Origin of the sequence: Pseudomonas sp. WC2 (assembly GCF_050586545.1) — a bacterium.
Taxonomy (GTDB): domain Bacteria; phylum Pseudomonadota; class Gammaproteobacteria; order Pseudomonadales; family Pseudomonadaceae; genus Aquipseudomonas.
In genome coordinates this window covers 17,380-39,359 of sequence record NZ_JBOBDR010000002.1, presented here as the reverse complement: position 1 = coordinate 39,359, position 21,980 = coordinate 17,380, and the positions used below count along the sequence as shown (strand labels likewise).

Here is a 21,980-nt window from a genome sequence, read left to right as displayed (position 1 = left end):
AAAGGGCGGCCAAGTGGCCGCCCAAACGTACTGCACGAGAGTCGTTTACAAGGTCAGTTGCCCGCGTTCCTCCTCGGTCAACTGCTGTTTCGCCTGTTCATCCAGCGCCCCTGCCCCCAACACCTGCACCGGGCTGTTCGGGTTGTAACCCGGGGCCGGGGTGCGGCTGGCGCCATCGCGCGATGGGGCGAGTTGTTCGTTGCCGAAGCTCAGCACTTGCACGGTGAACACCGAGGCCTGGTTCTGCCGTGAGGCCGCTTGCTGCTGACGCGCGACGTCTTCCGCCGCTTGCGTGGCCGAGGATGCAGCGGAGCTGGCCGAGGTGATCGCACCGGTGTTGACTGCCGATACCACTGGCACGCCGGTCGATTTGCCCTGCACCGAAATGTTCGCAGCGTTGACAACCGTCAGGGCGGCGATGTTGACGTTGCCCGAGACGCGAATCCCCGCTTCGCCGGCATCGATGGTGCCCAGCGGCGCGATCAGGTCGATGTCGCCGGGCTTCACTTCGGCAATCGGGTTGAGCGTGGCAATACCGGCGCCGGTGCTCGGCACTGACGGCGACAGGGTCACGTTGCCCCAAGTGTCGTAAACACGTTTCGGCGGGGTGTAGACCACGGTGGTTTTCGAACCGCGACCGGCGTTGATATCGCCCTCGGCCGACCAGCCGAGAATCGAGCCGCCGAAGGTGGTCATGATCCGGCTCTGACCCAGCAGAATGCTGCCCTGCGAGTAGAGCTGAATGTTGCCCGAGCCCTGGGTGATGATCCCCGCCGTCGATGGCGGCGCCGCACCTTCGATGCCGAACACCTGACCGCCGCCCGGCGTGAGCATCTGGATGTCGCCGCCGAACAGCGTCTTGACCCCGGCGCCGCCGTACAGCGTGATATCGCCGTCATAACGGATCGCGTTGCCCGCCACATCAGTGGTCGGGAACAGCGAAGCAATGGCGTTGCGACCACGCAGGTAACTGCCTTTGCGCGGGCCATCGACATCGTTGTATTCCAGGCCACCAGCACGCAGTTCGGCGAAGTACACCTGACGGGCGAAGATCGCTTGCTCGGCGGTTGGCAGCGCGGAGAAAAACGCCTGGGCCTGCTCGGCATCACCACTGAAGCCATAGCCGAGGGTCAGCCAGCTCTGCAATTCATCAACGTACGTTTTGACCACTTTGCCCGGCTGGCCATTGAGAGAGGCATTCGGGTTGGCAGTGTTCTGCGGGTTCAGGTAACGGGCGATGAAGCGCGAGTAATCCGGCCCCTGCGCGCCCACGCCCGCCTGCAACACCACGCTGGCGCCCGGCCGCTGATCCCCGGCCACCAAGGAACCCAGGCTGGTGATACTGGCGCGGTTCTCCATGAGGATGTTGCGCCCGGCATTGATGTCCAGCGTGCCCGGTCCGGCAATATCGAAGCTGCTGTAGAGAATGTCTCGGCCTGCGGACACTCGCGATACGTCTCGCGGGTCGTTATGCACGAACAGGTTGCCGCTTGAGGTGATGTTCTCCTGACCTACGCCCATTTCATTAGGCTGCACGGTTGTCGGTTGGCCCAAGTTGGTCCCTGACGCCACGATGTCGCGCCCGGCGATCATCCAGACCGGGCCTGCCGCTTCATACCAGGTACGTTTGGACACACCAAAGTTCAACGTCTCGCCACTGCGTATCCCCACCAGATCGCCGGTCAAGGCATAGAACCGTGCCGGCCCCTGCACGTCATTCAATCCGGAATAGCTGTTGGGGCCAAAAGCGAACAACGGATAACGCGAATTGGCCTCAGGCTTAACACCGTCGCTGGCGTAGTTGCTGTTGAGGGGCGTCTGGACCCTACTGCTGGCGAAGGCTTGGAATGCCGGTTTGAAAGGCGTGGCAATGGCCAGTGGGCTAGCGCCGGATTGATTGATCGCATAGCCACCGGCATAGATGGAATCGCCGGCCAACAGTTCGAGTTGTCCAGCTGTCGAAGGTGCCAACAACAGTGAATACGCGGTAGTTGGCGCTGCGTTGCCCTCGCCGTATGCCGCCGATGGACCGGCATAAATCGACCCCTGAGCCGCCACAGCCCGAAGAATCGACGGATAGACAAAGCGCCCATCGGTGGGCGAGGTATTGGCGCCGCTCACCGGGAAAAGATTGCTGTCGACCTCTGCCAATTGAGTACTCGGCGTGAGATTGCCGCCGGCGGAAAACAGATCGATGGCGGTGTGATCGGTCCAGAGCGAGAAGCCGCTCAGGATGCCGCCGGCACCCATATTGCCGCTGTTATCGAACAATGGCGTGGCATTGAACAGACGCACCCGTCCGGGATCGGCCGCGCCGCCCAGCACCAGATCACCCCGGGTGTTGAGGCTCATGCCCGAGTCACCAGGAATCAGCACCAGACCACCGGACGCGTTGCTGGTGGTCGAGGTGAAAGGATCCAGCGGTCGGGTTTCACGGACATCATGCGACTGTGAAATGGCACCGTATTGCAGATTGATGCCGCCCAGTGCCCCGCCCGTCAATTGCGCCGCCCCGCGCAAATTGATCAGCGTCCCTTGCAGATCGTGCCTCGGCGGCCGAGTCCCGTTATCCCCGGCCCGCGCTTGCAGCGATGGGTTGAGTGCGCCGCCGATACGAATATCCATATCGCCGCCGCCGGTCATCTGCACGCTGCCATCGCTGGCGACACGACCTGTGCTGCCCACGGCAACGATAAGCCCTTGGCTGCGCGGATAATTGATGGCATCGCCCAACGGTTTGAGCATACCGGCGTCACCTCCGGCACGCAGGCTGATGTTACCGCCGCCCAAGGTGCCGAAACCGGTGAAGCCCATCAGATACGGTTCGGTATTGCCGTCGGCTGTCATCAACTGAGTGGCGTAACTACCGAAGTTGATCCACCAGGCGGTGGGCACATCCGGATTGCCTGTGCCTTGGCGCCACAGCCAGTTACCCACTGACGCGCTGGCAATCTGCTCACGGAAACCGCCACCCGACGATAGCGCCTTCTTGCCTACTGAATCGGCGGAAACCGAGCCCCCGGCGTTGATCGTCAGGTTGCCGCCCATCTGCGGATACCAGGCTTGATACAAGCTGTCCGCGCCACCGTTGACCCATTTCTCATAGTCAGCACCCGCTGTGCCCAGCACCGAATCGCTGTCCGAGAGATGCCCGCGTTTCTGGTTATAGAGCGGATCAACGTTGGCTGACTGAGTGCCTGCGGTATACACGCCGAACGGCGAGTCCATGCTCAGGTTGCCGGCGGCGATCAGGTCGAGATCTCCCGTGCCGGTGCGCAGGACGCTGAACATCTGGCTACGAGCTTTGGCGGTTGTGCCCGGATTATTGCCGATACACAGGTTAGGGTAGATGTCACAGAGGATCAGCGCCTCTTCAGGCACCGGCTCGTAATCACCCCCCAACCCGCTGCCTGGCGCCCAGACCCAACGCGCCATCGGCTGACAAAGTCCCGGAATCAAATCGCACATGAACAACTGGTCATCGGGCACCGGGTTATACCCCGGCAGATCGTAGGGATTGCCTGGCGCCCAGACCATTGTTCCGGTACCCGTCGTCACGGTCACACCGTAATGAGCATCGGCCAGGCGCAGATTGCCATCGGTCAATACCGGCTTCACCGCGCGGCTGTCCGCCGCCCCAAGATCGGCGCCGGCCACCGCGCGCATCGACCAGGAGGCACTGCCCGCGGGCAGCATGCTCGCCACCGCCCAGTTTTTACCCTGTTGTGTGCCATTGAAGGGACGAAGTTCGATCAAAGACGTGCCGTCGGCCAGTTTCACGTCGGTCATGGAAGGAATCAGCGATCCGCGCAGCAATGCCAGCGAACCACTCAGCCTGACCCCGGAAACGCTTTGCAGGTCGGCGTTGTAAACCCCCGGCAACGGCACGCCTTTGGGCCAGTTCATGGCTTGCAGGCTCGTCGCCTTGTTCAGACGGATACCGGCACCCAAACGGCTGTTCGCCGGCACCGTCACACTGTCACTTAGCAACGTCCCCGCCGCGTACAGCAGGTTGCCACTCGCATCATGGATGGCCCCGGCCAACACCGTGCCGGCGCTAAAGGTATACGCCTCAGCCAACACTGCCTGAGTCGGCAGCAACGTGCCGCTGGCCAACACCGCGCCCTGAATTGTCACGTCGTAATTGAGCGTGGCGCCGACCGGGAACTGTGTCCCTTCAGCCAACGAAACACCGCTGCCCGGCACGATCAGATCACCGCCGAACGGCTGCACACCGGCAATCAATTTCCAGCCGGCATCATCCTGAGTTTCCGGCGGCGGCGCGAAACCGTCGTTGATGCTGCCGTAAATATCGAGATTGCCACCCGCGCGGATGACCAGGCTACCGGCCTCACCAGAGCCATACACCGTCGGGTTCAATCGCGTGTGCGGGTTGAGACTGGCGTAACGATAACCGGACAAGTCCAGATCGCCCTCCACCACCAGGTCGCCGTCGGCGGTTTTGCTGGCGATTTCCACGCCCGGACGCAAATGGAATGCATCGGCGTAGGCAGCGTTGTTCAGACCGGCGAGTTTGCGTTTCAGCAGATCGTTGTTGCCCAGCGCCGCATTGATGAAGCTGTTGCTGTCGCCATGGATGCTATCAAGCATGGCCTGATCGATGACTTGATACGGTCGGCCACTGACCGCTTGATCGACGCCATCGCGGGCATCGGTGTAGCGGCGTGTAGCGTTGAGGCCAATGGAGCGAGCGCCCTGAATGGTCAACGCACCGCTGGCGTCGATGGCAATGTCATTGCTGCCCAGACGCGGCGCGTTCAATTCCAGGGTACCGCGCAGCATGCCGTCGTGTTGCCCGGCAAGGAAACCGGGCACGGCATCGGTGCCGTGACGCAGGTCGATCCGCGCGCCGGACGCCAGCGTGAGCACGCCCTCGCCGGAATTGAGCTCCACCGTGGCGCGGTTCGGCGCATCGATGATCTTGCCGTAGCTGTCGACGCGCAACACGCGGCCATGGGCGTCGAGCACGCTGTTGCCGGCCAGCGCCAGACCGTTTTTCGCCGATAGACGAATGTTGCCGACGCGCTCGCCACTGGCGTCGATCAGACCGGCCACCGTCAGGCTGCCGTTGTCCACCGAGACATTGATGTCACCAGCCTTGAGGCCATCGCCGATCACAAGATTGCCTTGCTTGAGCTGCAAACTGCGGCTGCCGAACACCTGTCCGGCGTTCAGGCGTTGATTGAGCGCGGCGAACTGCGCCGTGGCATCCCCGCCGAGGTTTTGCGCGCGGATGTCCACGCCCCCGGCCTTGTACGGCACCAGCGTGCCGCCGGCATCGTAATAACCACTACTGCTGCCGAGGATTTCACCCTGCAAATCGACTGTCCCGGCCGCGTCGGCCAGCGCGGTGGCCGTGAGGTTGCCGGCCTGATTATTCTTCGCCGACAGATCAATCCGCGAGCCCGCCGCCTGCCGGATATTGCCATTGGCGCTGTACAGCGACACGTCGCCGCCCCAGCTGTATTTGTTCACATCGTTGAACGGCAACGTACGCCCGGCCATGTCCAGCACCGCAGCGCTGCCCAGAGTCAAATCGCCTTCGGACTTGACCGTCAGCTTGCCGCTGGCCAGGGCGATACGGCTATCGAGCACGACATTGCGTGCCTCAAGGTTCAACTCGGCACCCAGCGCGTCCGCCGCCCCGGCAGCCCCGCCACCGCTGAGCGTCAGATTGTTGCCAGCCTTGAGTAAACTCACCGACGCCGCTTCGCCGGTAAGCAACGGCGTACGCAGATTCAGGTTACCGCCGCTGTAGCTGTAACCCTTGACCGGGTCGTAAGCGCCCTGCTCCTGATACACCGCCAGGCTGCCCTTGTGATTGGCGGTGATGCGGTCGCTGGCCGTCAGGTTGACATTGGCAAAGCCCAGCGCCAGACGATTGTTCTGGTCCAGGCCGCTCGCTTGCGGCATCGGGTCGTAACCCAACTCGATACGCTGCGCCTGAATGTCCAGCGTGCCAGTGCCCGTGCCGGCGCCGTCGGTGATAACAGCGCCGGGGCTTTGCGTGGCGCCGTTCCAGATCAGGTTGGCGGTGCGGATGCTCGCCACATCACCGGCATCGCCCCAGCCATAAATCGCCGGGGTGACCAGCAGCAGATTCTGCAATTTGCTTTGGCCGGTCTGCGGATCGAGGGTGTCGAGGCTCACGCTGCCGTAGAAATTGAAAGCATCGCGAGTGGTCAGGCTCAGGGTTTCCAGCGCCGGTGCGCCGTACTGCGTATCGCCACGCAACAGTCGATTGAGCACACTCTGGTTGAGCATCAACCCCGCCGGTACGCGACTGCCTGCCGCTGCCAGTGCTTCGGCGCTGCCGGCGTTGACCGAGCCGACCGAAAGCGCCAGGTGGCGCGTGCCGAAACGCACCGCCTCGTCGAGCTCGAACTGATTATCCGTGGCGGCCGTCAGACTGCCGTCCGAATAAAGGATTGCCGGGTTGCTGCACACAGTCGTGGTGCAGACACCGATGCGGATGCTGCCGCCGCCGGAAATGCCGCGGGCCGCTTTCGGCGCCAGAACGTGGGTCCAGCCGTTGGAAGCGAGCAACAGGCTGGATTGGTCAGGCTGATAGAAATAGCCGGCCGTTGAGTCGTAGGCCACATCGCCGCGTCCCAGGGTATTGATCCCCGCCCCCGCCTCGACCGTGATGCCACCAAGGGTCGACGTGGTGCGCAACAAGACTTCCGGCGCTGACAGGATCGCCCCTTCACGCAGAACAATGTCTTTGCTGGTGCCAAGGAATCCGATGATGTTGGCCGAGTTGCCGTACACGACATTCGGCATCGCACCGATGCTCAGGCGTCCGGCATTGAGGTTGTTGAGCGTGTCCGCGTAGACCGAGACGCCATCGAAGTCAGCGGTTGGCGCATGCCCTGCACCAAGGATTTCAAAGTTCGCGCCGGCATTGCCCCCGCGCAGTACGGCGGTGCCGGTAAAGCCACCCTCGGCGGCCTTGAACAGCGCCTGCCCGTTGAACTGCAAAGCAATGTCTTGTTCGCCACCGGCGTTCAGACGCAAGTCCAGCGTCTTGCCGTCCATGGGTGCCAGCGCACGGGGTACGCCCCGTCGCGCGGCGTCGCTGTAAATGAACTGAGTCAAGCTGGTTTCGTTGTATTGCGAGTAGCGGCGCAACACATCGGCTGACGTCAGGATCACCTGACTGGCGAGGCTGTCACGCAAACCGGTATTGGCAATCGACATCTGCCCGCTGCTGGTCCAGGAACCGTTGCGCAGTTGCAGCGCACGCGTCGTCCCGCTCGGCGTCGCCTGACCGTTGACTTCAACCCGGAACGCCCCCGGTAACAGGGAAAAATTGGAGGGCAACAAGGTGTAAGTGCCGGCTGCCAGACCGGGCACGCCCGCGCCAAGGGTGATCTGCTGGCCGACACGCGGATCCACTGCAGCGGCCTCTGCCAACACCGGCGCATAGACGCTCTGATTGCCCGGCACGATGGCGTACACCGGATTGCTCGCAAGCCCTGGCAAGCTGAAGGTGCCGTCGGCGGCATTGCGCACCAACGGATTGAGACGGGCATCGGTGGAGCCGCCACGCCCGGAAACGAAACCGGCGCCGCGAAGATCACCGCCACCGGACAGATCGAGGGTCGCACCACTCTGGACATCGATGTATTGCGAGTTGACGACCACGCCATTGGTTTGGCCAGTGATGCCATTCAAGATGACCGACTTGTCGTTGTAGCGATAGTCGATGCCGTCGGTGGTGCCACCGTAAGGCATGACCAGCCCGGCGGCGCTGACCGACGTCATGCTGCCCGGCAACAGGCGCACCTCACGTGTGGCGGTCAGAACATCGTCACCCAGGGTAATCAGGCCCAACGGTGCACGGATGACCCCGCCCTGCTCGATGGTGCCTGCGGTCAGGGTCAAACTGCCGAATACCGAATAAGGCACCGCCGCAGGTGCCGCGCCGCGACCGCTGATCCGCAGGGTGTGTTCGTTCGCCCGGTCGGCGCCCTGATAGCCGGCGCGGACGTCGGCCTGCACGCCCGTGCCGGGGTAGATTTGCGCCGCACCGAGATTCAAGTCTCCCGGGGTCCACAGGCGGGTTTTTTCGGCACGGTCATTGGGCGCGAGGAAACGCAGGTCACCGCTGCTGTCGAGCGACACCAGGCCGAATGCCCGGCGGCTGTAGGCAACGGCAGGTCCTTGCTGTTGCAAGATCGCACCCTGGGTACCGAACGACAGCCCGTTGCCCACATCCAGCAGGTTCGCCGAGGCATTGAAGGTTGCCTGCGACAGTCGGTTCGTCGGGTTGAGGATCACCCGTGGCCGCGTCATGGTGGGCGCTTCAAAGTAAGTACCGACACCGGACAGGCGCAGGTACGGCGCGCGCAAATCGATACGTGCCGCATCAGTGGAATTTTCTGCCAGCGCGAGCGCCCCGGCATACAGATTGAGGCTCTGGTTCATGTGCAAATTGACGTCACCGTCAAACGACAGCAAGCCGTTGCTCAGCAGACTCAGGTTGTCGAAACCGCCGGCCATCAACTCATCCGCACTCAGGCGCGTCTGCCCGTAGCGCAAACTATCGTCGCCATCGCCCGGCCGCAGGTTGGCGGACAGCTTCTGGTCCCCAGAGCCTTGGCCGATAATGATTTCCCTCGGCGCGCGCACCGCATTGCCTGCCGAATCCAAGTACAACGGGACCTCAAGCGCCAGCTCCAGACGCCCACCGGCAGCGCCGACACCTCCGGCCGCCGCACGCAAGCTGTCCTCCATGAACAAGCCGTTGTAGGAGCTCAGGCTGATGCGCCCGCCATCCGTTGCCACGCGGGTCGGCCCCTGATCGGCGATATCGAGAACAGCTTCGGTGCCGGACGCATCGAGTCGAGCCCCTTGACGAACGATGACATAGGCATCGGCCGCCGTGGCCGTCGCCAGTTTCGTGTCAATTTCGCCACCAATGATGATGCTGCCGCCCTTGCCGACCTGACCGTACGTGCGCCCCAGAACATCAATGGCCGTATTGGCGCGTCCGGCGACATCCAGTACGGCCTGCTCGCCGATCCAGATCGAACGGTTGTGCGCAGTCGAATCCGCCACTTGATTGGAGGTGCCCGGGTTGATCGCGCCAAACTGTTGCTGACGAATATCAATCGTCCCGCCCCAGGCATTCAGTTCACCTTCGACCGTAATCTGCCCCGCCCCGCGCAGCTTGATGCTCTGCCCCGGGTCTACGCTGATGCGCGAACCACGGCCCAGCGTCAACGTGCTGTTGGCTGGGTCAATCAGGCTGACCAGAGCCGCGCCACCTTGCAGCGTCAGGCTGGCGCCGCCGCGTTGGGTCAGCACGCCCTTGGTCGGGTTTTCCTGGAACAGCGTCGGCGTCCACAGCTCCATCGCCGTTTGCGGATCGACACCACTGACCTGATTCGGCGCGGCATCACCAAAACGGTACACCGGCAGGGTGACGTCAATCGTGGTGCCTTCGGCAACATCCAGCCCGCTCAGGCCGATCAGGTTGTAAGCGGAAAAACCCCTGCTGAACAGATCACCGGACAGTTGCAGGGTGTGGTCGGCCAATGCCTGGTCGGTCTGGCCAACGAGGATCTTGTTGGCCTGCACCGTCAGCGTGCCGCCGCCAGTGACACCGTAACCACGCAGTTCACCTTCAGGGTTGAGGTGGGTTTCACCGGGCGCAGAAATCGCGCTGGATTCCAGCGTCAAGTCGCCGCCCTTGCCACCACGGGTCTTGCCATTGGCCAGCACAGCGCCGCCGGAGGACACATCGAGCAGACTGCCCGCGCCGATATCGATATCGCCACTGCTGCGGACCGATACCAGGCCGCCATTCAAGTACGCGAGGTTCGCGCCATCGTCCGGGTTCGTGCGCAAATTGCTCCACACGCCACGCGTATCGAGTCGCACACCGTCGGCCACATTGACCTGCGTCGCCTTGTCGGCCTTGGCCGTGAGCCGAGTGTCGGCGGTATCGCTGGAGAGAAATTGATTGAGCACGTTGCCCAAGCGCAGGCTACCGCCACGCGCAGTCAGGTCAGCGCCGATCTGCACATCCGGGGCATACAGGGTGATGTCGCCACCGTTATCGACCGTCAGTGCGCCGTCGACGACGACCTGATCCTTTGCCGCCACTTTGAGCGCACCGAGGCGCAAACCATTGAGTTGATCGTGATCGAGAAACAACTTGCCCTTGCGCGCATCGGACACCGCACCGGCCAGGTCCGGATCACTGCCAGCAAGCGGACGCTCGCCGCCAATCTGCACCTGATCCAGCGTCGGATTGAGCGTGTACAACAAGCCGCTCGCCGCCGCGACGTAGCTCGGGTCGTAACTGCCGACGATCAATTGCGCCCGCCGCGCCACCGCTGTCTGACTTTGTTCATAGCCATCCAGCGCCGCTTTCGGTGCCTGATTCTGCCGTTCGCCCTGATAGACCTCGCCGATCATCTGCCCATCGAGCACAGCGTTGGCGGTAGCAATCACCAGTTGTCCGGCGTCGCGACCGACGGTGTAGCCCGACTCATAACGTGAGCGCGGCGCGATCAACGGGTTGTAGAAATAGCTCGTCTGGCCCCAGCGTTCGCTGCTGTCCTCATAGCCTTTGTACAACCCGGTGTAGAGCAAATCCCCCGGCGCGCGCGAGACTTCGTAAAGTTTACCGTCGGCTCCGCGCAGCCAGCTCTGACGAATCTGGCCGCTCTGCACATCCAGCGTGCCGCCGGACAGATTGATCAGCGACCCCTTCTCGGTGACCACGTCGTTACCGGCGAAACTCACCATACCGCCCTGGGCCATCCACTCGCCGACGCTGTGGCCCTGGGTGCCGAGATAGCCACCGACTTCGAGCAAACCACCCGCCGTGTACCAGCGATCCGTGGCATAGCCGTTGGTGCCGGCCGGCACGTAGACCAATTCGCGCACATCGACCCAGACGTCATTGCTGTTGAGCGCGCCCTTCTCGCGGTTGATCGACGCGTCGCGCTGTTCGTTGCCCTGCACGTTGATCTTGATGTTGTTGTTTTCCATCGCGACCTTGACGCCCAGCGCCCCGGACACATCGATCATCGCGCCGTCGCGAACGATGCTGCGACGCTGCGCACTGACCGCGACCTGGCCGCCGGTGGCCAAGGTAATCGAGCCGTTCTGGAACTCAACGCTGCCGCCGCTCTGGATCTCGATGCGCGATTGATCGCCACGGATGCGGTTGTTGGCGTTGACCCCGGTCAGGGCAGCGTCGCGCTGACTGTCGAGCGCCGTGAGGTCGCTGCTGTCGAGCATGATCGCCGTGGCGCTGCCCTGCCCCAGCGTGACGCTGCCGGTGCTGTCGGTGCTCGGGTTGGACAAATGAATCGTGCCGCGCGTGGACACCGAGGTGCTGGCGAGCAAAACACCGTTCTGCACCACCTCATGACCGGCCAGGGTGATGTCGCCGGTGGCGGATTGAATCAGCCCGTTGTTAGTGACTTTGCCGGCGACGGCACCGGCCTTGAAGCCCGGCGTAACCTCGCTGCCGAACGTCGTCGAAAAGCCATTGCCCTCGGTGCCCGAGCCTTTGCGAATGTAAAAGCGATCACCAGCAGCCAACACCGTCTGCCCTTTGGCCGTGCTGATGCTGCCGTCGTTCTGCACTTCGTTGCCGAGCAGCAAGGCATAACCACCGGCATCGGTGGACACCGCCGGTTTGTGCGTCTCGATGGACGCGCCGCGCTCCACCAGTACCTTGCCAACGGCATCGGTGAACGTCGGCTGAGTGCCGGTGCTGTCGAAGTACAGCCCACGGTCGCGGAACTGGATATCGGTGATATTCGCCGCCGCCGCCACCAGGTTGCGCACATTGACCTGACTGCTGCCGCTGAAGACGATGCCGTTGCGGTTGACCAGCATCACCGTACCGGCGCCCTTGATCTGACCCTGAATCTGACTGGCCCGCGCGCTCGGATCGTTGACCCGGTTAAGCACTGCCCAGTTCGCCTGCTGGGCGAATTCAACGGTGGTGTTGCGCCCGACGTGAAAGGTTTCCCAGTTGAGGATCGCCTTGTCGGCGGTCTGCTCGATCTTCACCGTGGTCTTGCCATCGGCCTGAGTCTGCTGCGGGCCCTTGGCGTTCTGCCAACCCTGGGCGAGGCTGTTATCGACTTTCAAGCCGCCCTCACCCAGACCGTCCGGCACAAACTGCACCGTGCCCAGCACCGCCGCGCGTCCGGCCGCTTGAGCGGCTTGCTGCGCGGCAATCGCGGCGACGGTGTTGTTCAAGGTCTGGATCGAGCGCTGCAACTGCTGATTGGCCTTCTGCTGCTGAGCCAGTGGCGGGGTCATGCCCGGCAAACCGCCCATGCTCGGCCGTACTGCTGCGGCTTGCTGCGCCGCACCCTTGGCGGCAAACCAGCTCGAACTGAACGCCGTCTGCGCCTGCGCACTGCCCGCCACCAGACACAACGCCACCGCGTGCGCCAACGGCTTGAGCAGCCACAGCGTCGGCTCCACGACTTCACGTTTGGCGGACTGAACGTTGCTACGACGACGGGATGGGCGAGCGAGCATCACTACGAGATCCTTTTTTGATTGCCACACTTTGGTGGCCAAAGCTGCCGCAGGCCTGCAAAAACCTGCTGTTACGACATAGGCCGTTGGCGAGGGCCACGACCGAACGGATGTCACACAAACTTCATGTTCGAGGAGTAGTCGGGCAAAAAAATGGCGGCAACCCGAAGGTTGCCGCCATTTTTGTTACGACAGTCCGAGCTTACAAAGGACGACCGATGGTGTTGCACACGGTGGTGTTGTTGATGTCCAGGTTGTTGCCCGACGTGTTGGTGATGAAGTTGGCGGTTACAGCGTTTTTCCACGAATCAGGCACGGCGACGAACTTGTGCGCCTGCGTCGCGGTGTTGTTGCCCGGGATGCTGTAGTGAGTGGTCAGGAAGGCCTTCACGGAAGCGGCCACGGCTGCGTCCTTGTAGCACTGACCGAAGATGAAGTTAGTGTAGGCAGCGAGTTTGTAACCCAATGCCGGGTTAGCCACCACTGGTGACCAGTTGGCAGGGTTGGCAGCTTGGGCTGGCGTCGAAGGAGCCGACACCGACGACAGTGCCAGAGTCACGTTCAGCGAAGTAGGCTGAACACCGTTGACGCGAGCAACAACAGCGTTGCTGGTAGCGTCAACACCGTCCGGACCGACATAACCGATCGAACCGTCAACCGCGTTCACGGTAGTGGCGACGTCGGAAGTGTTAGCGACGCCGACCCAGTTCGACGGCAGTGCCGAACCGGCTGGCAGACGAGCATTGGTGAAGGTGGAGTTGGTGGCGAACTGGGTCGGGCAGACCGAGTTCAAGTGACGGCTGAGGATTTCCGAAGTGCCGCTGGAAACGTTGCGATAAACAACGCGGATCGGGGTGGTGTCAGCCGTGCCCAGCAAAGCGCCCCAAGTGGTTTTAGCGCCGGAGAAGGCATCGCACAGCTGAGCGCTGGTCAGGTTCAGAGCAGTCTGGCCGGCTTTCTTGTACGGAATGGCAACGGAAGTGGCTACCGAAGGCAGTTGGATCAGCGGACCGAACGAAGCGCCGTAAGTGGTGGTGTAGGTGTTGAGTTCCGCAGTGCTGAGGATCGAGTCGCTACCGGCGAAGTGCACGGTGCCAGTGGTGCTGAGACCAGCCGGGTTGTTGGTCAGGAAGGCAGTCTTGCCACCACCGCTACCGATGGCCGCGTAGGAGAAGTTGGCTGGCAGAATGCTGTCGGCAGAACCTTTGTACAGAGCGGCTGGCAGGGTTGCACCACCACCGGTAACGGCCATGGCTTGCGCGGAAGCCAGAGCGGCAACGGTCAGGGAGGCGGCGATCAGAGTGCGCTTGAACATGAAGAATCTCCTTTTCAACTGGGTTGTGAACACAGGTTTCGGGGTTGCTTGCATGACACTGGGAAGACTCACGCGGCCCTCGCTGGCGCTGGCCGTGGTGAAGTCGCACTGAGAAATTCGCAGCTTCCGGTGACAGATAAAGGAAAAAACCTCGGGAGCTGAACGGTGATTTTCGAGGGATTTTCTCGGGTGTTTGCCCAGGCCGGCGGCGCGTCTGGATCGGGGGTTTGGCTGAATCGGGCTGGAGGCGTTGGCGGGTGGTTGCAGATGACAGAAAGGAGAACCCGAGGATGGCGGAATCGCGGGTCGGGTGGTGCTGAGGTCTCTGAAAATAGTTTGGGTAATTTGTTGCTCTGACTGGCCCCTTCGCGAGCAGGCTCGCTCCCACAGGGGGAACGCATTTCAAGTGTGGGAGCGAGCTTGCTCGCGAAGAGGCCGGCCCAGTCACCCTCAAAACCAGCTAGTGCACCAACTGATTGATCTCAATGATCGGCAACAACACCGCCATCACAATCACCAGCACCACCCCGCCCATCACCACAATCATCAGCGGTTCCAGCAGCGCGGTCATGCCCATCGCCCGGCGTTCGATATCCCGCGACAGGGTTTGCGCCGCACGCTCGAGCATCGGCGGCAGCGAGCCGGTTTTCTCGCCGCTGGCGATCAAGTGAATCAGCACCGGCGGAAACACGTTCTCGACGCGCAACGCGGCGGCCAGGTTGACGCCCTCACGCACCTTGGCCGTGGCCTCGTTGACGCTCAGGCTCAAGCGGTCGTTGGACAGCGTTTGCCGCGCCGCCTCCAGCGCACGCAGCAGCGGCACGCCGGCACCGCCAAGAATCGCCAGCGTCGAGGCAAATCGCGCGGTGTTCAAACCCAAGATGAAGCGCCCGAACAACGGCAACTTCAGCACCCGATGATGCCAACGCAAGCGCGCCGCCGGATTGCGCAAATACAAGCGCCAGCTCCAGAACGCCCCCGCCATGATCGCCGCGCACAACCAGCCCCACGCGCGAATGAAATCACTGGCGGTGAGCATCGCCAAGGTCAGCCCCGGAAGATCCTGCCGCGCCTGGGAAAACGCACTGACCACCTGCGGCACCACGTAACTGAGCAGGAAAATCACAATGCCGATCGACACCAGCCCAACCACGCCCGGATAGATAAACGCGGTGAGAATCTTGCCGCGCAGGTTGTTGCGCTCCTCGATGTAATCGGCCAGCCGTTCCATGACTTGCGCCAGATCGCCGGACTCCTCGCCCGCCGCAATCAAGGCGCGATAGATCTCGGGAAAGTCCCGAGGCCGCGCCGCCAGCGATTCGGCCAGACGCATGCCGCTGCGCACATCGGCACGCACGGCGCTGAGGGTGTGGGCGATGTGTTTCTTCTCGGCTTGCTCCACCGTGGCACTCAACGCGGCCTCCAGCGGCAGACTGGCGCCGAGCAGGCTCGCCAGTTGCCGCGTGGCCCAGGCCAGATCGTTATCGGAGAGTTTGGCGCTGAACAATCCACCGCCGCCGTGACTGGCGACGTTGCTTTCTTTGCTCACCGACAGTGCGGTCAAACCGCGTGTGCGCAAAGTGCTGAATGCGGCACTTTGGCTGTCCGCCTCAAGGTGCCCGGATTCGATTTTGCCGCTGGCGTCGGCGGCTTCAAAACGATAGCGATTCATCAGGCGTCCCGAGTCACACGAAGGATTTCTTCAGGGGCGGTGGCGCCGCTGCGGATCCAGCGCTCACCGTCCTCGCGCAGGCTGAACATTCCGGCCTTGGCGGCGGAGGCGCGTAAGGCCTGCTCCCCTGCCCCTTGGTGAATCAGCGTGCGGATGTCGTCGTCGATGCAGAACAATTCGTGGATGCCGGTGCGGCCGCTGTAACCGGTTTGATTGCACGCCGCGCAGCCGACCGGGCGCCAGGTGCCGGGCGTCGCCGGGTCTTCCTGTTTGCACTGATTGCACAGGCGCCGCACCAGCCGCTGCGCCAGCACCCCGAGCATCGACGAGGCCAGCAGAAACGGCTCGACGCCCATGTCGATCAGACGATTGACCGCCGACACCGCATCGTTGGTGTGCAACGTCGCCAACACCAGGTGACCGGTCAGCGACGCCTGCACAGCGATTTGCGCGGTTTCCAGATCACGGATCTCGCCGATCATGATGATGTCCGGGTCTTGCCGCAGAATCGCCCGCAGCGCCAGGGCAAAAGTCATGTCGATCTTGGCGTTGACCTGAATCTGGCTGATCCCCGGCAAGTCGTACTCCACCGGATCTTCCACGGTGAGGATGTTGCTGGTGCTCGCATCCAGGCGCGCCAGTGCCGCATAAAGACTTGTGGTTTTGCCGCTGCCGGTGGGTCCGGTGACCAAAACGATGCCGTGGGGCTGGCGAATCAGATGATCGAGTTTGGCCAACACCTGCGCATCCATGCCCAAGGTTTCCAGCTGCAGCCGCCCGGCCTGTTTATCGAGCAGACGCATCACCACGCGCTCGCCGTGTCCGGTCGGCACCGTCGAAACACGAATGTCGATGGGACGCCCGGCCACGCGCAGGGCGATACGACCGTCCTGCGGCAAGCGTTTCTCAGCGATGTCGAGCTGGGCCATGATCTTGATTCGCGACACCAGCGCACCGTGAAGTGCCTTGCGTGGTGAAACCACATCTCGCAAGGTGCCGTCGACGCGATAGCGCACCACCGAGTGGGTTTCGAACGGTTCGATGTGAATGTCGCTGGCCTCGTCGCGCGCCGCTTGGGTGAGCAACGCGTTGATCATGCGGATCACCGGCGCGCCGTCCTGAGTGTCGAGCAGGTCGGTGATTTCCGGCATGTCCTGCATCAAGCGGTCGAGGTCGACTTCGTTTTCCGCCGCGCCAACCACCGCCGCTGCGCTGCCGGTGTCGGCGTAGGCTGCGGCGAGCAAACCGTCGAGTTGGTCATCGCGCACGCGTTGAATCTGCGTGGCGCCGAACTGGCGGCGCACTTCGCTGATCGACCAACCCGGCGTCGACGGGCACACGGTCAACACGCCATCGCACAACAGAATGCGCTGCGCCTTGGCCCAGGCGTACGGCAGCGAACTCATTGCACGGGCACCGCTTTGATGGTTGCGCGCGGGCCAGAGGCCGGTAATACCGCCGGCACACCTTGCGCTGCGGTCGGCAACTGCGGCGCCTGCATATCGGGCATCGCCCAGCTGCGTTCCGGCTGCAAACCACTCTGCGCGCGGCGCATGAAGTCGTAGCGATTCAGGGTGATGCTGCGCCCGGCTTCGCTGTCACGGATGATGTACGGGCGCAGAAACACCATCAGGTTGGTCTTGGTGATCGCCCGACGTTCGTTGCGAAACAGTGCGCCGATCCCCGGCAGACTGCCCAGCCACGGCACCGCGTCGTTGCTCTGGCTGTAGCCGTCCTGGAGCAAACCGCCGAGCACCATGATCTGCCCGTCGTCGAGGAGGATGCTGGTGTCGATTGCGCGTTTATTGGTGACGATGCCCGCCGACGCCGCACTGTTCGAGGCGCGCTCGTCGATGCTGCTGACTTCCTGATAGATATCCAGCTTCACCGTGCCGCCCTCGGAAATCTGCGGGCGCACATTGAGCTTCAAACCGACCTCTTCGCGGGTCACGGTCTGGAACGGGTTGTTGCTGGTGCCGCCACCGCCAGTCACGTAACTGCCGCTGACAAACGGAATGGTCTGCCCGACGAAAATGCTCGCCGCTTCGTTGTCGAGGGTCAGCAGGTTCGGCGTCGACAACACGTTGGTGCCGCCCTTGCTCTTCAAGGCCCGGGCCAACACTTTCAGATCAAGAATCTTGCCGATCCCGGGGATATCGACAGTGCCGTTGACGTAGCCGAGGTTCAGCCCTTGCGGCAACACATCGAGGCTGGTTTTGCCGTTGAGGTTGATCCCCGATCCACCGAGATTGGCGCCACCGATCACGCCATTACCGCCGAGGTTGCCGGTCTGCCACTGCACGCCAAACTCACTGGCGTCGTCCTCGCCAACCTCGACGATCAGGCTTTCGATCACCACTTGCGCACGGCGCTGGTCGAGCAAGTCGATGACCTCGCGCAGGTTGCGATAGACCGGCTCCGGCGCGGAAATCAGCAAGGTGTTGGTGGTCGCATCGGCCTGGATCGTCACGCCGCCCGCGCTGAACGCGACGTTCTGTTCAGTGTTCTGCGTGCTGCCGCTGCCACTGCCGGTCGAACCGCTGCTGCCCTGCGCGTCGCTGCCGCCGGTGCTGCCGCTGCTGTTCGTGGTTGTCGTGCCGCTGGTTTGGCTGCCGCTCTGGCCGCTTTGCCCATTGGAATTGGTGCTGCTGCCCATCGCGCTGAGCACCGAGCGCGCACTGTCGCTGCTGCTGCTGCCGCTGTCGCTTTCGCCGGTGAGCAACCCACGCAGCGCCTGGGCCAGTTTTGCCGCTTGCGCGTTGCGCAGATAAACCACGTGCAGATTGCTCGGATTGCTCTGCGCGTTGTCGAGTTTGTAGATCAGATTGCGCGCCAGCTCAGTGCGCTCCGGGCTGCCGGAGCGGATGATGATGGTGTTGGAACGCGGGTCGCCAATCACGGCGATTTTCTGCGTCGGATCATTGCCCGGCGCGTCGAGCAATTCGGCGACCATCGGCGCGATGTCGGCGGCGATGCCGTTCTGGATCTGCACCACATCGGTGTCGATTGCGCTCTGGGTATCGATGCTGGCAATCAACTGCGCCACACGATTGAGGTTCTCGGCGTAATCGGTGACAACGATGGTGTTGTTGCCCGGATAGGCGTTGATCGGGTTGTTCGGCGAAACGATCGGACGCAGCACCGGGATCAGGTTCACCGCGTTCTCGTACTGCAGGCGAAAAGTACGCGTGAGCATGCCGTTGCCGGCCGGTTTTCCGGGGCTGTAGAGCGGGCCGCCGAGCAACTTCGCATCAGCCTCCGGCACCACGTGCGCCACACCGCCGACATCGACCACGCTGAAACCCTGCATGCGCAACGACGCCAGCAACATGTCGTAGGCTTGGTTCGCCGGGATTTGACCTTCCGAGACCAACGTCAACGTGCCCTTGACCCGAGGATCGACCAGAAACTGCTGGCCACTGGAGCGCGACAACGAGCGCACCACCGCTTGAATATCGGCATCGACAAAATTCAGCGTCACCGGTTGGGTGCCCAACGGATTACCCAGCGCCGGAGTGCTTGGCGCCGCCGCGCCGCTGCGTGCACTTTTCGTAATGTTGTGCAGTTGCTTCGGCACCGGCCGCGCCTGGGCCTGCGCCCGTTCGCGATCCGCCACCGCGTCGCCATTGCGCTGGGTGTTGGCCAGTGGCCGACCGAGCTCGCTGTCGACCAGCAACGGCGGCTGATTCTGTGGTGTGCTGGTGTTGCTGCACGCGCTCAACGCCATCAGCAACATCGGCAATGCCAGACGTGCCGGTTTGGATCCTGACCCCTTCATGAAGCTTCCTTAGCGCCCAGCGCCTGATCCATGCGAACGGTGCCCGACAAAGTGCCGGCAGTGACTTCAGTCGAAGCGTTTTCGCTGCGTTGCAACTGCGCTTCGACCACTTGCAGAGAAAGTTGCGACGGCTGACTCAACAGCCAGTCGAGCAGCGCATCGGCCGGCGCGGCATCGAAACTCAACTGCCATGCGCCGGCGTCCGCAGCCTGTAATTGGTAATGCCCGCTCAAGCCACTGGCCTGCAGGGTTTGCTCCAGCGCTTGGCCGACACTTTGGTCTGCGGGGCGCACGCTGACGTCACGCAGCAGCACTTCCAGCGCTTCGGTCTGCGCGCGCAGCTTTGGCGTCTCGGTCTGCCAGTAAGCGATTTTTTTCAGCGGTGGCTGGATCAGTGCAACCCAGATCAGCAGGCTCACAAGCGCGATTGCCATGCCGGCGACCATGCGTTTTTCGCGCAGCGCCAAGGGCTGCCAGCGCGCCTGCAACTGAGCGTTAAAGCGCTGCCATTTGGCCCGATAAACCGCCAGCGATGCCTTATTCATCTTCTGCTCCGCTGCTGTCATCGCTCTCGGTGGCGCCGGTTTCACCGGACGGACGCAAGGTCCAGCCGTCGTCCTCGGCGGTGACGCTGATGCCGGCCTGGGCCAGAGTGTTTTGCCATTCCTTGTCGCCACCCGTACGACGGGCCTCGCTGAGCAGATTCAACTGCAAGGTGTCGCCAACAAACGACAGCCGCTCAACGCTGCCGGCCATAAACGGCATGCCGCTGCCGGCCTGCAACACCAAGCGATTGAAGTTTTGCGTCGGATCATCCGCCGCGCCTTTCTGCCGCGCAGCCAATTGCTGGCGAGCCTGTTGCAGCGGATTGAGGATCACCGGCAATTCGGGGAAGGCCTGTTTTACCCGCACGTTCATCTGTGTCTTGAGCCGCTGGCCCTGGCTGGCTTCGCGGGCCGCATACAGATTCAAACCGATCACCCACACCGCCACGGCCAGTGCCGACAAACCGACCGCCCGGCCCCAACCGCGATGCTCGCTGCGCGGCTGCTGAACAGCGCCATGCAAGCCCCAGCCCGGCAACGGCCCGGTCCAGCGCTGCGTGTCAGCCATCGGCAATTCGGCGGTGGACGGCGCTTGATCGCCAATCCAGTGCAACGTTGTCCCGGGTTGCCACACAACGCTATCGACGCCGTCCTCGAACAACGGCTGCACCCGCGCCGCTTGCACACTGTCGCGCAACAACAGATGCCCATCCTGCACGCACGCTACCGTGCCCGGCAGCACCGGCAAGCTGTACGCCGCCGGGAACAAACCGCGCAGGTTCAGACCGCTTTGCTTGAGCATCTGGCCGAGTCGCTGCAAGTCCTGGCGCGGCGCCCAGGCGATCTGCACCTGTCCGGTTTCGTCCCGTGGACTGTGAGCGATGTGCATCGCATTGCTGTCACCAAGCATCAACGCCTGCGCCGCACATTGCACCGCCGCCGCCGTTTTGTTGGCGGGCAGCGGTGGCAAGTCGAGGCTCGCCAACAGGCTGTCGCTGGGGTGCAGAAAGCACACCAGCGGCGGCTGTTTCGGTATTTGACTCAGTTGATTCAAACTTTGCCGCGCTTCACGGCTGACCTGGCCCTGACGATCCAGCCACGCGCAATTCAGTTCGCTGTGCAAATCCAGTTCGGCCAAGGGCGGCAAGGCAATTCTGAGCTGACTCATACGCCCACCCGCGACCAGATCACCTGCGGCAAACGATCTTCACTGCGATGCAGCAACGCCTCAAGACTGACCCGGCGCTGATCGCGCCGCGCCTCGCCACGCAGACGAAACCAGTCGCTGGTGATGCCGACCTTGACGCTGGTCAGCTCCAATTGCGGCATGCGCAAACGGTTAACGAAATCGCCACGATTGATAAACCAGCGCCCGGCATCGCGCTCATTGATCAACGCTTGCGCGCGCTCCAGCGACAGCCCCGGCACATACGCCGCTAACACCGGCGCGGTGGCGGTGTTGCCGTTGAGCCACGTCATCGCCGGAATCACCGTCAGGTACGGCGCCAGTTTGTTGATGAGCGCGTCATTCACGCCGTCAACGCTGCGCAAATCTTCGAGACTGCGCAGCATCGGCAAGGTTGGCTTTTGCGGCTTGTGCGAAGCAGTCGGCGACGTCGCGCGGCCGCTGTCGAAACCGGGTTTGCTGGCCTCGGCAATCTGCGGATTCAACAATCGCGGATAAGACGCGATGACCCGCTGACTGATGCGCTGCCCCAATCCGGCGTTCACCCCAAGCAACTCGCACAAGCGCTGAAACGCCTGCACCTGCGCCTCATCGACGCGCTCATTGGCCACCAGCGTGCGCAAGTTGAACTTGCCCTGCTCGTCCTCCAGCCGCCCTTCAAAACCCTGCGCGCTCAAGCGCTGGGCCCACGGCTGATCGAGTCGAGTCAACGGATCACGCTGGCGCGCGTCCCACAATAGTTGCCGACTGATCTCCAAGCCGCCAAACGCTACCCAACGCCCCTGCACACGCTGCTGATCGGCCTCAAGACTGCGCGTCGAAACACTCTGGCGCGTGAGCATGCCCGCCGCAATCACCGCCACCACCGCAGCGATGAGCAAAGCACTGATAATCGCCATGCCCTCTTCCTTCGCCCGGTTCGGCGAACGGCTGTTCATGGC

8 protein-coding genes are annotated in these 21,980 nt (G+C 62.8%); all 8 read right to left on the bottom strand.

Going from position 1 to position 21,980, the window contains the following annotated elements:
- Positions 1-45: 45 nt before the first annotated feature.
- Positions 46-12,543, bottom strand: coding sequence for a filamentous haemagglutinin family protein (locus tag ACQ4OE_RS02185; RefSeq protein ID WP_430945512.1), 12,498 nt, complete (start codon positions 12,541-12,543; stop codon positions 46-48).
- Between the two features lie 202 nt (positions 12,544-12,745).
- Positions 12,746-13,858 carry a substrate-binding domain-containing protein gene (locus tag ACQ4OE_RS02180; protein ID WP_122590711.1) on the bottom strand — a complete coding sequence of 371 codons (1,113 nt, stop codon included), beginning with the start codon at positions 13,856-13,858 and terminating at the stop codon, positions 12,746-12,748.
- Positions 13,859-14,318: 460 nt separating this feature from the next.
- The gene (gene gspF / locus ACQ4OE_RS02175; protein ID WP_430945511.1) at positions 14,319-15,530 is read right to left on the bottom strand and encodes a type II secretion system inner membrane protein GspF; all 1,212 of its coding nucleotides are present in this window, start codon (positions 15,528-15,530) and stop codon (positions 14,319-14,321) included.
- A complete protein-coding gene (gene gspE, locus ACQ4OE_RS02170; protein ID WP_430945510.1) occupies positions 15,530-16,936 on the bottom strand; it encodes a type II secretion system ATPase GspE in 1,407 nt (468 codons plus the stop codon). Before gspE ends, gspF begins: the two co-directional genes overlap by 1 nt.
- Entirely contained in the window at positions 16,933-19,308 is a 2,376-nt protein-coding gene (gene gspD, locus ACQ4OE_RS02165) for a type II secretion system secretin GspD (protein ID WP_430945509.1), read from the bottom strand. Before gspD ends, gspE begins: the two co-directional genes overlap by 4 nt.
- Complete coding sequence (gene gspM, locus ACQ4OE_RS02160; RefSeq protein ID WP_430945508.1) at positions 19,305-19,853, bottom strand: type II secretion system protein GspM; 549 nt, start codon at positions 19,851-19,853, stop codon at positions 19,305-19,307. Before gspM ends, gspD begins: the two co-directional genes overlap by 4 nt.
- Complete coding sequence (gspL, locus tag ACQ4OE_RS02155; protein ID WP_430945507.1) at positions 19,846-21,021, bottom strand: type II secretion system protein GspL; 1,176 nt, start codon at positions 21,019-21,021, stop codon at positions 19,846-19,848. The genes gspM and gspL overlap by 8 nt, the downstream gene beginning before the upstream one ends.
- Positions 21,018-21,977, bottom strand: a complete 960-nt coding sequence (gspK, locus tag ACQ4OE_RS02150; RefSeq protein WP_430945506.1) for a type II secretion system minor pseudopilin GspK — start codon at positions 21,975-21,977, stop codon at positions 21,018-21,020. The genes gspL and gspK overlap by 4 nt, the downstream gene beginning before the upstream one ends.
- Between the last annotated feature and the right edge of the window lie 3 nt (positions 21,978-21,980).

Coding starts and splice junctions, on each gene's coding strand:
- ACQ4OE_RS02185 (WP_430945512.1), bottom strand. CDS start 12,543: ATGCTCGCTCGCCCATCCCGTCGTCGTAGCAACGTTCAGTCCGCCAAA.
- ACQ4OE_RS02180 (WP_122590711.1), bottom strand. CDS start 13,858: ATGTTCAAGCGCACTCTGATCGCCGCCTCCCTGACCGTTGCCGCTCTG.
- gspF (WP_430945511.1), bottom strand. CDS start 15,530: ATGAATCGCTATCGTTTTGAAGCCGCCGACGCCAGCGGCAAAATCGAA.
- gspE (WP_430945510.1), bottom strand. CDS start 16,936: ATGAGTTCGCTGCCGTACGCCTGGGCCAAGGCGCAGCGCATTCTGTTG.
- gspD (WP_430945509.1), bottom strand. CDS start 19,308: ATGAAGGGGTCAGGATCCAAACCGGCACGTCTGGCATTGCCGATGTTG.
- gspM (WP_430945508.1), bottom strand. CDS start 19,853: ATGAATAAGGCATCGCTGGCGGTTTATCGGGCCAAATGGCAGCGCTTT.
- gspL (WP_430945507.1), bottom strand. CDS start 21,021: ATGAGTCAGCTCAGAATTGCCTTGCCGCCCTTGGCCGAACTGGATTTG.
- gspK (WP_430945506.1), bottom strand. CDS start 21,977: ATGAACAGCCGTTCGCCGAACCGGGCGAAGGAAGAGGGCATGGCGATT.